The sequence below is a fragment of the Staphylococcus sp. HMSC063F05 genome (assembly GCF_001837075.1).
Taxonomy (GTDB): domain Bacteria; phylum Bacillota; class Bacilli; order Staphylococcales; family Staphylococcaceae; genus Staphylococcus; species Staphylococcus epidermidis.
On sequence record NZ_KV831331.1, the window covers coordinates 24057 to 38767 of the forward strand.

General features: G+C 32.2%; 17 protein-coding genes. All 17 read right to left on the minus strand.

From position 1 onward, the window contains the following. Positions 1-17: 17 nt before the first annotated feature. Entirely contained in the window at positions 18-842 is an 825-nt protein-coding gene (gene purR, locus HMPREF2576_RS04440; RefSeq protein ID WP_001832187.1) for a pur operon repressor, read from the minus strand. Between the two features lie 14 nt (positions 843-856). Then, a complete protein-coding gene (gene ispE, locus HMPREF2576_RS04445; RefSeq protein WP_001832203.1) occupies positions 857-1705 on the minus strand; it encodes a 4-(cytidine 5'-diphospho)-2-C-methyl-D-erythritol kinase in 849 nt (282 codons plus the stop codon). Between the two features lie 392 nt (positions 1706-2097). Further along, positions 2098-2361, minus strand: a complete 264-nt coding sequence (veg, locus tag HMPREF2576_RS04450; protein ID WP_001832193.1) for a biofilm formation stimulator Veg — start codon at positions 2359-2361, stop codon at positions 2098-2100. 99 nt (positions 2362-2460) lie between these two features. After that, on the minus strand, positions 2461-3351 hold the full coding sequence (rsmA, locus tag HMPREF2576_RS04455; RefSeq protein ID WP_001832224.1) for a 16S rRNA (adenine(1518)-N(6)/adenine(1519)-N(6))-dimethyltransferase RsmA: 891 nt from the start codon (positions 3349-3351) through the stop codon (positions 2461-2463). Continuing rightward, positions 3352-3897 (minus strand): ribonuclease M5, encoded by a 546-nt coding sequence (rnmV, locus tag HMPREF2576_RS04460; protein WP_001832196.1) that lies wholly within the window; start codon positions 3895-3897, stop codon positions 3352-3354. It abuts the gene before it with no gap. Between the two features lie 206 nt (positions 3898-4103). After that, positions 4104-4874: a TatD family hydrolase gene (locus HMPREF2576_RS04465; RefSeq protein WP_002458670.1), complete on the minus strand. Its 771-nt coding sequence runs from the start codon at positions 4872-4874 to the stop codon at positions 4104-4106. A 27-nt stretch (positions 4875-4901) separates the two neighbouring features. After that, on the minus strand, positions 4902-6872 hold the full coding sequence (gene metG / locus HMPREF2576_RS04470) for a methionine--tRNA ligase (RefSeq protein WP_002457101.1): 1971 nt from the start codon (positions 6870-6872) through the stop codon (positions 4902-4904). Positions 6873-7081: 209 nt separating this feature from the next. Continuing rightward, entirely contained in the window at positions 7082-7921 is an 840-nt protein-coding gene (gene rsmI, locus HMPREF2576_RS04475; protein WP_001832235.1) for a 16S rRNA (cytidine(1402)-2'-O)-methyltransferase, read from the minus strand. 1 nt (position 7922) lies between these two features. After that, on the minus strand, positions 7923-8171 hold the full coding sequence (locus HMPREF2576_RS04480; RefSeq protein ID WP_001832208.1) for a GIY-YIG nuclease family protein: 249 nt from the start codon (positions 8169-8171) through the stop codon (positions 7923-7925). Continuing rightward, on the minus strand, positions 8164-8889 hold the full coding sequence (locus HMPREF2576_RS04485) for a tRNA1(Val) (adenine(37)-N6)-methyltransferase (RefSeq protein ID WP_002457100.1): 726 nt from the start codon (positions 8887-8889) through the stop codon (positions 8164-8166). Before HMPREF2576_RS04485 ends, HMPREF2576_RS04480 begins: the two co-directional genes overlap by 8 nt. 95 nt (positions 8890-8984) lie before the next feature. Beyond that, positions 8985-9332, minus strand: coding sequence for a DNA replication initiation control protein YabA (gene yabA, locus HMPREF2576_RS04490; protein WP_001832238.1), 348 nt, complete (start codon positions 9330-9332; stop codon positions 8985-8987). 16 nt (positions 9333-9348) lie between these two features. Continuing rightward, entirely contained in the window at positions 9349-10152 is an 804-nt protein-coding gene (locus HMPREF2576_RS04495; protein ID WP_001832240.1) for a PSP1 domain-containing protein, read from the minus strand. Between the two features lies 1 nt (position 10153). Further along, positions 10154-11080: a DNA polymerase III subunit gene (locus HMPREF2576_RS04500; protein ID WP_001832202.1), complete on the minus strand. Its 927-nt coding sequence runs from the start codon at positions 11078-11080 to the stop codon at positions 10154-10156. Between the two features lie 305 nt (positions 11081-11385). Continuing rightward, positions 11386-11715, minus strand: a complete 330-nt coding sequence (locus tag HMPREF2576_RS04505; protein WP_001832200.1) for a cyclic-di-AMP receptor — start codon at positions 11713-11715, stop codon at positions 11386-11388. Positions 11716-11748: 33 nt separating this feature from the next. Beyond that, complete coding sequence (gene tmk, locus HMPREF2576_RS04510) at positions 11749-12360, minus strand: dTMP kinase (protein ID WP_001832211.1); 612 nt, start codon at positions 12358-12360, stop codon at positions 11749-11751. A 3-nt stretch (positions 12361-12363) separates the two neighbouring features. After that, positions 12364-13701, minus strand: a complete 1338-nt coding sequence (locus tag HMPREF2576_RS04515; protein ID WP_001832221.1) for an aminotransferase class V-fold PLP-dependent enzyme — start codon at positions 13699-13701, stop codon at positions 12364-12366. A gap of 28 nt (positions 13702-13729) precedes the next feature. Continuing rightward, positions 13730-14263, minus strand: a complete 534-nt coding sequence (locus HMPREF2576_RS04520) for a GNAT family N-acetyltransferase (RefSeq protein WP_002440739.1) — start codon at positions 14261-14263, stop codon at positions 13730-13732. Positions 14264-14711 lie beyond the last annotated feature (448 nt).

The following is a 14711-nucleotide window of genomic DNA, read 5'->3' on the forward strand; positions in this document are numbered from 1 at the left end:
AATTTGACACTCCTTTTTTAAGAAAATTTAGACAAACTGTTGCCTGGTTCCACTTTAAATTCTTGGTTGTACTCGTCGACATCTGACAATCTGACTAAGGAAGTATAATCTTCAATTAATCTTTGTTTTACTTCTTTTGATTCTACAAGTACTGATACCCCTTTTACATGGGCTTTAAACTCATTCATTAAATTCATTACTCCATTAATTGAGCCACCAGCCCTCATAAAATCGTCTACTACGAGGACATTAGAATTCTCAGCTAAAGTTCGTTTCGATAACACCATTGTTTCTATTTTTCTAGATGATCCTGAAACATAATTGATTGAAACCGTAGAACCTTCTGTAACTTTATTGTCCTTTCTTATAACCACTACAGGTAAATTTAATACGTTTGCGACTGCATTCGCAAGTGATATCCCTTTAGTCGCTATGGTAACAACAGCATCAAGTTCTTCGTTCATATATATACTAGCAATTAACTTACCTACTTTATTTAATAGAGAAGGATTACCAACTAAATCGGATAAAAATAAATATCCTCCAGGTAGCAAACGGTCTTTCTCTTGTAATTGCTCTATCACCTCATCAACAACCTCTGTGGCCTCTGATTTACTCATCATAGGCTTATAGGTTACTCCACCGCTAGCACCTGCTGTAGTAATAATAGTTCCTAATTTTTCATTTTGAAACGTATTTTTAATGATTTGAACGTCTTCACTAATTGACGATTTTGCTTGTTTAAATTTCTTTACAAAATAAGTGAGGGGTATCAACTTATTTGGGTGGTTCATGAGGTATTGTGTCATAAATACAATACGTTCGCTTCTTTTATATCTCATCTTTTCAAACCCTTCTATCCTAATAATCTTACTAAGTAAACTTCATTACAACAACCATTCACTGCATTATAAATATTTTTAGCTTGTCTTTCTTTTTGAGCTAGCCCGTAAACAGTAGGACCGCTTCCACTCATCAAAGCACCATCAGCACCACATTGTAGCATGTTATCTTTAATCTTTTTAATGTCAGGATGCATAGCCATAGAAACAGGCTCTAACCGGTTAGAAAGACTATTGCATAATAAATGATAATCATTGTTCTCTAAAGCTTGCTTACACTTTTCATTATGAACTATATGTTCTTCAGTTAAATCTAGTGCTTTAAATACATCAGGTGATGAAATTCCGATGTTAGGCTTAGCTAAAACAACCCATGCAGAAGGTGGTCTTTTTAGGAAAGTTACTTGCTCGCCACGCCCCGTACACACAGCAGTTTGGTTATAAATACAAAAAGGTATGTCTGTGCCTATTTGTATGCCTAATGCAGCTAAAGCGTCTAAAGATTGACCTAAACCAAACAATCGATTCAATCCTCTCATTGTAGCGGCAGCATCCGCAGAACCACCTGCAAGTCCAGCTGAAACTGGTATATCTTTATCGATTGAAATTGTCACACCTTCATTAATATTAAATCTCTCAAACATTAAATCAGCTGCTTTATACGCAAGGTTTTTATTATCGTTAGGAACATAATTATGCTCAATATCGACAACAATTTTATTATCAGTTCGCTTTTCAAAAGATAATCGATCATTTAAATCAACTGTTGTCATCACCATTTCAATTTCATGATAACCATCATCTCTTTTAAAAAGGGTGTCGAGCGTAAAATTTATCTTAGCTGGCGCAGTTTCATATATCATTTTTCCGCCCTCGCTTTGAATTGTTATTAAAATGATTTTAACATAAAGCCTTTAAATATTTGATAGATTATGTGCAATTTCTCGTAAAATCTTAATGAAGAGTAATTTTTTAACACTCAACATACGCATTTTCAATATTTAAAAATATATTTAACAACTAAAGCGAATCACTTTTGGATATTACAAAAATTGGACTTATTCAAATGGTTATTCGTTTAATTTAAATGAATTGTGTATTAATAATAAACGTAAGTTGCATAATCTCATGAAAATGGGAATAAATAAAGACTACAATAACAAAGAGTCTGAACATATATTCAATGTCCAGACTCACCTTAAATAAAAAATATTAAATTTAGAGTTATCGACGACGCTCATAAATTATGTTTTTGTTAGTGTGCAACTGCTTCTTGATGATTATCTTCTTCAAATGAAACTTGTACATTTTCTGTAAGCACATCAGTGTATGTATAAGATACGCGTTCAAAGTTGTGTTTATCTTGATCTAATTCGACAATAAAAACAGATGGATATGTTTCTTTTAAAACCCCTGATCGTTCAATTGTCTTTTTACGTCCACCATTGGCTTTAAGTACAATACGATTTCCTAAATGACAATCAATAGAATTTTTGATGTCCAAAATTGATTTTGGCATATTGCCCCACCTCACTACACATTACATTTTACCATATTTGAGTCGTTTTCGTCAAATAAAATTTAAATTTTATCAATGTGAAGGGCCTTTGTCAACATTTTAATTTGTTAATTCGGAGAATTTTTTCTTTTGTTCATATAATGTGGCGAAATCTTGAATCGTGAGTGTTTCTCCACGTCTTTTAGGATCAATACCAGCGCTTTCTAGCCACTGTCGTATAGTTTCTTTATTCTTCTTACCATCTTTAAAGAAGTTTTGGTAGTTATTATTAATTGTTTTACGTCGTTGTGCAAAAGCGGCCTTTGCTAACTTAAAAAAGCCTTCCTCATCATCAACCTGTACAAGTGGTTCTTGGCGTTGCATCAATTTTACAACGATAGAATCAACGTTTGGAGGAGGCATAAATACAGTTTTAGGAACTGTTAAAACTTTACTTGTCTCCGTATAGTATTGAGCAACAATCGATAACGAACCGTATGCTTTGGTACCTACTTGAGCGTTCAAACGTTCTCCTACCTCTTTTTGCATCATTACGACAAAACCATCAATAGGTACATCCTGTTGCATCAAATTAAGTAAAATAGGTGTGGTAATATAATACGGTAAATTAGCAACAACCATAATCTTGTCACAATCTTGTAGATGTGTATCTACAGCTTTAGCAATATCAGCTTTAAGTATATCTTCATTGATAATTGTTACATTATCGTATGGTGAAAGTGTATCTTTAAGCACAGGTATTAATCTTTGATCAATTTCAAAAGCCATCACCTTCTTAGCATTCTTTGCAAGTTGTTCAGTCAATGATCCCATACCTGGTCCAACTTCAATTACACCCGTTGTACAATCTATATGACTCGCTTCGATAATTTTATTAATGATATTTACATCTATTAGAAAATTTTGTCCTAAACTTTTCTTAAAATTAAACCCATATTGATCAAGCAAAGCACGTGTTCGAGATGGTGTTGCTATATCTTTATATTCCATTTAATTCTCCTCTTCTTCAAATAGCGCTTTTCTGACATCGTCTTCAGTATAGCCAAAAGCATTAAGTTTCTTTAATAATTGCTTTCCATTAGAGTGACCGATGTGTAATTTTCGACCTAAGATATTTCTACGGTATCTTGCATCTTTACCGATAATTAATCCCAAATCAATGAGTACACTTTTATCAATAGTTTCTTTAGCTTCTTCAAGTGGTGAACTTACATGCATTAATGCTTCTTGAATATCTTTAATGTTTGCATGTTCTATTCCTATTTTACCTCTTTTACTTTTGGCCTTTTCTCTATCTACATATGCGTGTTTAACACCAGAAACATGTTCCCGTATAGTATTTCTAATTTTATCACCTGGGAAATCTGGATCTGTCAGTACAATCACACCTCTAGTTTGCTGCGCGTGTTGTATCACTTCTAAAGTATATGTATCAATTGCACTACCGTTTGTTTCAATAGTATCACAATCTACAGCACTTTTTACTCGTTCAGTATCATCTTTACCTTCAACAACAATAAATTCGTTTATTTTCATAAATTAACCTTCCACAATATTGATATCTTAATTATTAATTTTATAGAATCTTTTGGCAATATTAAAATAATAACTATCAAATCATAATTTCTTACACTAACCTCAGTTTAAATTAAAAAAATGAGAAAGATATCTTAAACTTATAAAAAAGTGATGTTCCTCATCTTTTTAAAGTTAGACACCTTTCCCACTAAAAATTCATTGAGTTAATTCAAATTGAATAAACGTTCAGCATTTTCGGTTGTTTGGCGACAGACCTCTTCATAAGTCATACCACGCAAATCTGCAATTTGTTGTGCTACTAAAGTAACACGTTCTGGTTCATTACGTTTACCTCTATAAGGGTGCGGGGATAGATACGGGGCATCTGTCTCGCATAACAAACGATCCATTGGTACGTGTTTAGCAACTTCTTTTGGTTGTTTTGCATTTTTGAAAGTGACGGGTCCTCCAAGCGAAACATAGAAGTTCAATTTATTAATCACGACATCAGCAATTTCAGGTGAAGCACTAAAACTATGCATTATTCCGCCCACTTCTTCTGCATGTTCTTCAATCAAAATATCTATGCAATCTTGAGTCGCTTCACGATTATGAATAATAATAGGTAATTGAACACGTTTAGCTAATGCAATTTGCTTTTTAAATACCTCTTTTTGTACATCAGAAGGTGATTTATCCCAATGATAATCTAACCCCATCTCACCAATACCAATAATTTTAGGATGTTTAGAAAGACTTTCTATCCATTCCAATCTTTCATCAGTACAATCTATTGCATCAACAGGATGCCAACCGATAATACCATAGATAAAGTCATACTTATCTATTAGCTCCATAGTACGTTCAATAGTAGGTGTATCAAAACCTACTACAAACATTCTATCTACGCCTGCTTCTCTCGCACGAGATATCACTTCATTTAAATCCTCATCATATTGTTCATCATTTAAATGTACATGCGTATCGATTAACATCATTATCTCTCCTATCCTTAGATTATACTATTTAATTACTGCACCATTTGGAATTGCGCTAGGCAAGCTTATCAAGGTAAGTACGCCATCTTTTTCAGCTGACAAAATCATACCTTCGGATTTTTGTCCCATCAATTTAGCTGGTTTTAAATTAGTAACAACTGCAACTTTTTTACCAATAATGTCTTCCGGACGATAAAACTTAGCTATACCAGATACTATTTGACGTTGTTCATTATCTAATTCAACTTTTATTTTTAATAGTTTCTCCGATTTTTTTACATTTTCCGCATCAATAATGGTTGCTGCTTTGATTTCAACTTTATCAAAATCTTTGATATCAATTTGCTCTTTACCGGGTTCATCAGACTGTTTTATTGATTTAGGTGGTTGCATTGATTCTTTGATATAAGCAATTTCTGCTTCAGTGTCTAATCTTGGGAAAATTGGTGTTGGCTTTTCAGTTACAGTAATTGCCTCTGACAACATACCATATTGTTGCAGACTATCTAATTGATGTAAATCCGGATTGTTAATATTAAGTTGCTTAAATATCTCTCTAGGTGCATGCGTCAAGAATGGTTGTAATAAGATTGTAGCGAAACGAATGTTCTCGACAAGATGTGCCATTACATTACCAAGCATCTCACGTTGATTTTCATCTTTTGCAAGAACCCAAGGTTGAGTTTCATCAATATATTTGTTTGTACGACTAATAAATTTCCATACTGTTGATAAAGCAACAGAAAATTGTAAACTTTCCATATTATCATTGAATGATTTAACAGTTTCAAGCGCCATCGCTTCCATTTTTTCATCCAATTCATGTTTTGGACCTTGGTATGCAGGTAATTCGCCGTGGAAATATTTGTTTATCATAGAGATAGTACGATTCACTAGATTACCTAAATCATTCGCAAGATCGTAATTTGTTCTTTCAACAAAGGCTTCCGGTGTAAATACGCCATCAGAACCAAACGGTAATTCACGCATTAAGTAATAACGTGTCGCATCAAGACCATAACGATCAATTAATACATTAGGATCTACGACATTACCTTTAGATTTACTCATTTTACCATCTTTCATTAAAATCCAACCGTGTGCAAAAACTTTTTTAGGAAGTGGTAAATCCAACGCCATTAACAATATTGGCCATATAATAGAGTGGAAACGTACAATTTCTTTAGCCATCAAGTGTATGTCTGCTGGCCAATATTTATTAAATAATGTTTCATCATCAGATAGATAACCTAATGAAGAAATATAATTAACAAGTGCATCAATCCACACGTATACAACATGTTTAGGATTAGATGGTACACGTACACCCCAATCGAATGATGTACGTGATACTGCTAAATCTTCTAAACCTGGTTTGATAAAGTTATTAATCATTTCATTTTTTCTAGATGGTGGTTGTATAAAGTCTGGATTTTCATCGTAAAATTCTAATAAGCGGTCTGTATATTTATTAATGTTGAAGAAATAGCTTTCTTCTTTTACAAGTTCGACTTCGTGACCAGAATCAGGACTTTTACCACCTACAATTTTGCCGTTTTCATAAACAGGGTCAACAAGTTGTGACTCTGTATAATATGTTTCATCAGGAACAGAATACCAACCTTCGTATTCACCTAAATAAATGTCACCTTGTTTTAATAATCGCTCAAACACTTTCTCAACGACTTGCTTATGACGCTCTTCTGTAGTTCGAATAAAATCATCATTAGAAATCTCAAGTTTACTCCATAAGTTTTTAATACCTGAAATCATTTCATCTAAGTATTCTAGTTCTGTTTTGCCAGCTTTTTGAGCTTTTTCTTGGATTTTTTGACCGTGCTCATCAGTGCCAGTTAAATAACGAACATCATAGCCTTGCATTCTTTTATAGCGAGCTATCACGTCGCCTGCGACTGTAGAGTATGCATGACCGATGTGTAGGTTCCCGCTCGGATAGTATATTGGGGTTGTTATATAAAATGTATCTTTAGCCATCACTGGTCCTCCTCATTAATTACATAATAAATGATATCTAAATTTATTTTTCTTTTCAATGAAGTCGCGTACCGTTATGTATCAGTTTGAAAAATTCGCATCAATTGAAAATTAATTGTCATCATCTTTACTACAATACCATAAAATCAACACGCTATGGGTTTTTTACAATAATTAAGTCATTATAAAGTAAAGTGTTTAACACATTTTTAATCAATATTATGATAAATATTATATATGTCACCCGTCTTCATATGTCGATCTGTAGCGACAAATTTAATTGCTTTTTTAGGTTTAACATGTTTGGTTTCAATATAATAATCAACATGTTCTTTAACCGTATAGCTTTCAAACCATGATTCACCACTCTTAGGTAATGCACCTTCAATCAGTATCACAAACTCACCTTTAAGAGGTAATTTGTCATGATTAATCAATTTCAACATATCATCAACTGTAAGTGTAAGAACTTGTTCAAATTTCTTCGTTAGCTCTCTACCAACAGTAATCCATCTTTGTGAATCTATTTTAGCTATTGCTTTCAAAGTATCAGTAACCCTATAAGGCGATTCATAAAGTATTAAAGTACTATTTTGAAACATTCTATCCTCAAGCACTTCAATTTTTTCTTTTTCTTTTCTTGGCAAAAAACCTAAAAATGTGTATGTGAAAGATGGTAATCCACTTGACATAAGTGCAGTCAACCCAGCATTAGGACCTGGTACTGTTTCTATATTTATATTATTTTTACGTGCTTCGACAACCAATTCATATCCTGGATCACTAATTAATGGCAACCCAGCATCTGATACTAACGCTATATTTAAGCCAGTTTGTAACTGCTTGATTAAATAGTCAGTTTGTTGTTCTTTATTATGTTCATGATACGACTTTAGAGGTGTTTGTATTTCATAATGATTACACAATTTCCGTGTTACACGTGTATCTTCACATGCAATCACATCAACTTTTTTTAATGTTTCTATAGCTCGAAATGTAATATCACCAAGATTTCCAATTGGTGTTCCTACTAAATATAAAGTTGTCATGTTATCCCTCCTGTATCATTTTTAACTTTTGTTGTCTAGTATATGTTTTAATTTCATATTCACGTTTCAATGCTTCCGATTTCGTTGTATATGTTTCTTGATAAACTAACTCTACCGGCCGTCTTATTTTTGTATATTTAGCACCCTTACCGTTATTATGCTTTATTACGCGTGCATTTACATCTTTAGCATAGCCTGTATATAAACTTCCGTCATTACATTTAACAATATAAACAAAATGTTTATCCATAATAAACACCTTTCATCTCATCGCTATATGATCCATCCTCATTATATATGTATAATGGATTACGTATATCTAAACCTTGGTTACCACCTTTTCTTCCTTCCACAACAATTGTTTGTGCAGGCTTATCATGTTTACTATACACTAACGTCAGTGCTTTAGGCTCAATTTTACCATGTCTTAATTCGGTTAAGACATCCATTAGCCTTTCCGCTCGATGAACCATAATAAAACGACCACCCTCTTTAAGTAAATGTCTTGCAGCTTCAATACAATCTTTAAGATTACACATTATTTCGTGACGTGCTATTTTATGTGCTTCTTTTTGATGTTGATGATTTTGATTCATTTTAAAATAAGGAGGATTACAAGTCACTAATGTATATTGAGCAGGTTGAAATGTTTGATATACATCTTTTAAATCCATATGGTGCATAGTTAGTCTATCGTTCAAATCATTCAATTTAAAACTGCGACGTGCCATACTCACTAGTTGCTCTTGTATTTCTATTCCTTCAATAGGTTGAGTTGATTTAGCAGCTAATAATAATGGAATAACACCATTGCCGGAGCATAAATCCATAACTTTATCATTTTTGCGAACTTCGGTTAAATACCCTAACAATAGGGCATCAGTAGAAAAAGAGAATACTTCATCATTTTGTATAATCTCATATCCTTCTTTTATTAAATGGTCAACGCGTTCATTATCTTCTAACATATCTTTACTCCTAAAAAAAGGATGTTATTACAGTATGACTTAAACTACACACTTATAATACATCCTTATATTTAAACATTTATTTATCGAAAGAATTAATCACTCAACACATTAAGGCATAATAAGCAATCTTCACCATGACGATGTTTCCCGAATAATTCACCCTTACAAATATGAAAACCTTCACGATATAACATTGCTAAATTATCTTTACTTGGAGATGGTGTTTTTACATGCTTATAATTATCTTTATCTAAGTGAGTTTCAACCGATTCTTCAGTTTTGTTCATCAATCGTTTTAAATTTTCATTTTCAACTTGCAAAGCAACATTCTCCTCAACAAGTTCGACTGTTAAATCTTTAAGTTCTGACATGTCGGTTGTAAGTTGTTCAACGTGATGTTCTAATTTCATAAGTCTTTCGAATAATTCGTTTCGATTCAAAGGTTATTCAACCTCCTTAATTCAATACTTCTATCTCTTCCATTTTATATTCTAAAGGTTGTTCTAGACCCTCTATTTTAACTTGCATAGAAATATCTAAAATATTTAATCCTATCACTTTTCCGTGACCATCTGGTGTTTGAATCATATCTCCAACATCAGGTAATTGAGTTCGAGCCTCTTCATAGTAGTCATTTTCATATTTAAGACAACACATCAATCTACCACAAGCTCCTGAAATCTTAGTTGGATTTAATGATAGGTTCTGATCTTTCGCCATTTTAATGGATACAGGTTCGAAATCTCCTAAAAATGTAGAACAACATAAAGAACGTCCACAAGGACCGATACCACCCAATAATTTCGCTTCATCTCTTACCCCAATTTGACGTAATTCTATTCTAGTCTTTAGATTTTGAGCTAAAACTTTAACAAGTTTGCGAAAATCAATGCGATCATCTGCGGTAAAATTAAAAATCACTTTAGATTTATCTAATGTATATTCACAATTAACTAATCGCATATCTAATTGCTGATCTTTAACTACTTTTTTACATAATTCTAACGCATCATTGGCATCGCGTTCATTACGATAATATGTTTCTTGATCATCTTCATTCATTTTACGAATGATATTTTTTAGCGGTAATGTGACATCTTCTACATCAACTTCACGTAATGGAAACTTTACGTGGCCAATTTCTATACCTCTTTTAGATTGGACAACAACCCAGTCACCAACCTCTACATCTAATTGATTCGGCGCGTAGTATTCTAATTTCCCTGCTTTTTGAAACTGAACACCTACAACATTGGGCATTTTAAATCACACCTTTTATTACTATTTGTTCAAAAACAAGTGTTGGATTAACATTTTGATTTAACTTTTTATGCGCTTCAGTAATCTGATCATACATGAGGATTAATTGATTAAAAGTTAATTGATTTGCATAATTTTCAATTTCTTCAGTTAAATCACTAAATGTATAATAATTATCCATTTCTATCTTTGCATGCATTATATCTTCGAAAAAGCCATTGACGGCTGATAAAGTAAGTAATTGTAATTTACGATTCTTAGCTTGTTTTAATAACTCAATGACACCTATAAGAGCCATAGCTTTATTAGATAATATTAATTGACACCATCTGATGATTGATTTTCTTAAAGTAACTAAATCAAATTCCTCATTTAACGACGATGCTGCTTCTATTTGAGTTGTATAGGTACTTAGCATTTCTGCTACCGGTCTTGCTATTGACATCTCTACTAAACGCTCTATAAACTGCCGCTTATCAATAGGCTTAAAATATACATGCTGACATCTTGAATGTATAGTGTCTAATATTTGTTCCGGTTTCGTTGATAAAAGTATCGCAATTGTATTATCAGGGGGCTCTTCTAAAAATTTTAGTATACTATTTTCCCCTTGAACAGTTAATTTTTCAAAATCCTCAATAATATATACTTTATATTGACCCTCAATAGGTAGTTGGTTCATATGATGAACAAGTTTTTCAATTTGTTCTTTTTTAATTGTATTTTCATCAGAAGACACATATGAAAAGTCAGGATGATTAAAAGTATCAACTTTCAGTTCGCATTGATTACTATTATTACAAAGAATTAATTTAGTAAAATGGATTGCGACACGTTTCATCGTTTGTGCATCATCACCCTCAAACAAATATGCATGTGACAATTTGTTAGAATGATATGCGTTAGCTAACTGTTGTTGTTCATCCATAAGCGACTTACTCCCTTTATGATATTCATTATGTAAAAAGACTACTTAAATGATAGTTCTAGACTGTTGAGCATCGTCTTCAAACAATTTCGAATTAGCAACTGCATTCCTTGAATTAAACGCATATAATTACTAACTTTCACGCTAAAAACTCAAAGGATGAAGTATAAATTTTGAATGAATATGCCTTCAATCTCAAACTACATTTCAAGTAGCCAAATAAAAAATACATCTATAATAATTACATTTTAAACACTTTTCGTTAACATAAATATGTAAATGAAAAGTAGATTTTTTATAAACAACTAGAATTGATGAAATGCTTCAATCGGCATTACAAATACTGTCGCGCCACCTACTTCAACTTCAACTGGATAAGGAATATATGAATCTGCACTACCACCCATTGGTGTTATTGGTGAAACAAGTTGGTCTCTATTACCACAAGTATTATCAATGACAGATAGAACCTCGTCGACACGGTCATCCTTAACCCCACATAAGAAAGTTGTATTGCCTGCTCTTAAAAATCCACCAGTAGTTGCTAACTTTGTAGCTCTGAAATTGTTTTTTACGAGTTGGTCTGAAAGCTCTTGACTATCTTGATCTTGAACGATCGCTATAATCATTTTCATTTTTATACACCTCTTTTTATCATTATATCATAATTATTTTAAATATTTGATGATAGATTGGTATGTTTCTTCAACAACTTTATCCAAACTATGGTTAGCATTGACTTTAATAAACCGATGAGGATTATCACTAATCACTTTTTGATATCCTTCGATCACTTTTTCATGAAAAGCTTTTTCCTCTTTATCTAATCTGTTTTGTTCTCTGTTATTTTTTAGAATTCTTTGACGACCAATTTCCGCATCAACATCTAAATAAATCGTTAAGTCTGGATACAAACCATTAATTGCAAATTCATTTAATAATTTTACTTCTTTAATTCCTATACCCCTTGCATAACCTTGATAAGCCAATGAACTATCAATATATCTATCACAAAGGACAATTTTACCTGCCTGTAAAGATGGGATAATCTTTTCAACAAGGTGTTCACGTCTAGATGCAGCGAACAGCATAGCTTCAGTTCGAATGTCTATACTATCTCCATCAAGTACAATACGACGTATTTCTTCACTAGTTAATACTCCACCAGGTTCACGTGTTGTAACAATATCATATTCTTTAGCTAATCTTTCGCTTACTTTTTTAATTACTGAGGTCTTTCCTGCTCCTTCTGGACCTTCAAACGTTATAAATGTAGACATTTCTTATTCATCCTTAACTAATATTTTTTTATGATTTAAACCTTCAACTTTAATATTTTGTTTATCATATTTATTTAATAAGTCTATCATATGAGACGTCACGACTTCTCCTTTAAACATCACCGGTATACCTGGAGGGTATGGAACGATATGTTGTGCTAAAACTTTACCTTCTGCCCTTTTAATAGACACTTCTTTCGTATTTTGAAAATGAACAGTTTTGTATTCGCTAAAACCCGTCATAAAATTAAGAGGTTTTATGTCGCGCGTACATTTTTTTGGCACGTTAATTTCTCTAATTTTTTCAATCAACAACTTAAAAGGAAATTTATCTCCTTCATGCCATAGGGGGAGAACGAGTAACACTTGATACATATCAGCTAATTCTACATAAATTTCTTTATCCTCAAACCATTTTTGCACATCATAACCTTCAACACCCTCAAAACTCACAACCAATTTTAAAGGATCCTCTGGTTCTATAACTGTAAATCCCATATTTACTAATAAATCAATTAACATCTTTCTTCGTTGGTCAAATAATGTAGAATCATATTCTTTATAAAATTTATTCGCTAATTCTAAACTAGACATAATGAGGTACGAAGGACTTGACGTTTGGAAATAAGTTAAATAATCTATGACTTGTTGTCTTAATGGTGCATCTTTATGTATATATATAACTGATCCCATTGTTAGTGCAGGGAGTGTTTTGTGATATGACTGCACAACGTAATCAGCATTAAAATTCATTGAGGATTCTGGAAATCCATATAAACCAAAATGTGCACCATGCGCTTCATCTACTAATATCGGTATCCCTCTGTGATGTAATTGTTTGATATATTGAGAAATATCAAAAGTTTCACCGTAATAATTAGGGTATGTACAGATGGCAAGTTTATAATATTGATTTTTATCTTGATTTATCTTTGGATTTACATATTGATTCGTTTTCTTACTGACATCTGTCTTAGTTATTGTCGCTTGTTGTTGTGTTATGTCTAAACCGTGAAATACTGATTTATGAACATTTCTACTAATTAAATATTTACCTTTTCTTGTCGAAAACGCTTGGATAACCGATAATATACCTGAAGTCGTTCCGTTAACTAATAAGAAAGCATCATAGTTTTTATGTTTCCTAAAATTCTCCATGCTTTCTAAAATAATTCCTTCAGGATAATGCATATCATCTAATCCAGTAATTTCTGTCATATCCATTGCTAAATCAAGCCTATTTAAGTAGCCGATTGTCATGTTTTTATGTCCAGGAACATGCATAGAGATAGCTTTTTTCTCTATCAAGTGATTTAATTTTTGAATTATTGGTCTTTTCATATTAATAACTCTCTCTAAATTTAATTTTTCATCTTATATGAGACAAATCATCATCATTCTTATTAACCCAATTCCTTTTTAACAAGCCCATTACATAGCAATCTCTATATTCTCCCCTTGTATAGAAGTGTTCCTTTAACGTTCCTTCTATTTCGAAATTATTACTTTGATAGATATGTACTGCTTTCTCATTCTTAATATCCACATATAAGTATACCTTATTCATATTTAATACTAAAAAAGCATAGTCAATAGCCATTTTAAAGGCTTTTTTCGCGTACCCATTATTTGCATACTGCGGATCGATAATAATTAACACTTCACAAGTTCTATGTATAAAGTTAATTTCTAATAACTCTACCACGCCTACAGATGTTGATCCCTCTTCAACAATGAAACGTCGCTCTGTTTCATCTAAAATATGCTTTGTATATAAATTTTCTAATTCGCTTAATGATTGATAAGGCTCTTCAAACCAATACGACATAATGGAATACTCATTATTCAAATGATGTATAAATGATAAATCTGTCTTCTCCAATGCCCTAATAATCAAAGTCATCCCTCTTTCTTAATTTCTTGTTATTTATTACTAGTGTATTAGAAAACACAAATTTTCTCTAATACTTAACTAACTTCTTAATCATTGTCATTTCAACTTACTTAGATGTTCGATTTAAAATTGCTTTATTAAAAAGAAAATTTTCCCAAACCTAATTATTGTAATTATTTAATATAAAAAAGAGACCTTTCGGTCTCGTACTTTGTCTGGTAACATCTTATTCTATCGAAACGTTAGTCCAACTACCATCATCGGATGCTAAGAAGTTTCCTTCACTCAAGACAAGCGCTAGGCTCTCACTTTATATATAGTGTTCATTAACTCGTTTAGATTATCTAAATTCATTGTCTCTCTCATTTATTCATAAGTTCCTAATACTTTCTCCTCGCCGAGAAACCTATTTTTTAGAACTATTTTTGTATAAAAAAAGAGACCTTTCGGTCTCGAT

Excerpts from the sequence above, each read along its gene's own strand:
- rnmV (WP_001832196.1), bottom strand. The coding sequence starts at position 3,897 with ATGAAAATAAACGAATTTATTGTTGTTGAAGGTAAAGATGATACTGAA.
- HMPREF2576_RS04465 (WP_002458670.1), bottom strand. The coding sequence starts at position 4,874 with ATGTTAATCGATACGCATGTACATTTAAATGATGAACAATATGATGAG.
- HMPREF2576_RS04485 (WP_002457100.1), bottom strand. The coding sequence starts at position 8,889 with ATGTTAGAAGATAATGAACGCGTTGACCATTTAATAAAAGAAGGATAT.
- HMPREF2576_RS04520 (WP_002440739.1), bottom strand. The coding sequence starts at position 14,263 with ATGACTTTGATTATTAGGGCATTGGAGAAGACAGATTTATCATTTATA.
- HMPREF2576_RS04480 (WP_001832208.1), bottom strand. The coding sequence starts at position 8,171 with ATGGATAAACATTTTGTTTATATTGTTAAATGTAATGACGGAAGTTTA.
- HMPREF2576_RS04515 (WP_001832221.1), bottom strand. The coding sequence starts at position 13,701 with ATGAAAAGACCAATAATTCAAAAATTAAATCACTTGATAGAGAAAAAA.
- rsmA (WP_001832224.1), bottom strand. The coding sequence starts at position 3,351 with ATGGAATATAAAGATATAGCAACACCATCTCGAACACGTGCTTTGCTT.
- rsmI (WP_001832235.1), bottom strand. The coding sequence starts at position 7,921 with ATGACAACTTTATATTTAGTAGGAACACCAATTGGAAATCTTGGTGAT.
- ispE (WP_001832203.1), bottom strand. The coding sequence starts at position 1,705 with ATGATATATGAAACTGCGCCAGCTAAGATAAATTTTACGCTCGACACC.
- tmk (WP_001832211.1), bottom strand. The coding sequence starts at position 12,360 with ATGTCTACATTTATAACGTTTGAAGGTCCAGAAGGAGCAGGAAAGACC.
- metG (WP_002457101.1), bottom strand. The coding sequence starts at position 6,872 with ATGGCTAAAGATACATTTTATATAACAACCCCAATATACTATCCGAGC.
- purR (WP_001832187.1), bottom strand. The coding sequence starts at position 842 with ATGAGATATAAAAGAAGCGAACGTATTGTATTTATGACACAATACCTC.
- HMPREF2576_RS04495 (WP_001832240.1), bottom strand. The coding sequence starts at position 10,152 with ATGCCCAATGTTGTAGGTGTTCAGTTTCAAAAAGCAGGGAAATTAGAA.
- HMPREF2576_RS04500 (WP_001832202.1), bottom strand. The coding sequence starts at position 11,080 with ATGGATGAACAACAACAGTTAGCTAACGCATATCATTCTAACAAATTG.
- HMPREF2576_RS04505 (WP_001832200.1), bottom strand. The coding sequence starts at position 11,715 with ATGAAAATGATTATAGCGATCGTTCAAGATCAAGATAGTCAAGAGCTT.
- veg (WP_001832193.1), bottom strand. The coding sequence starts at position 2,361 with ATGCCAAAATCAATTTTGGACATCAAAAATTCTATTGATTGTCATTTA.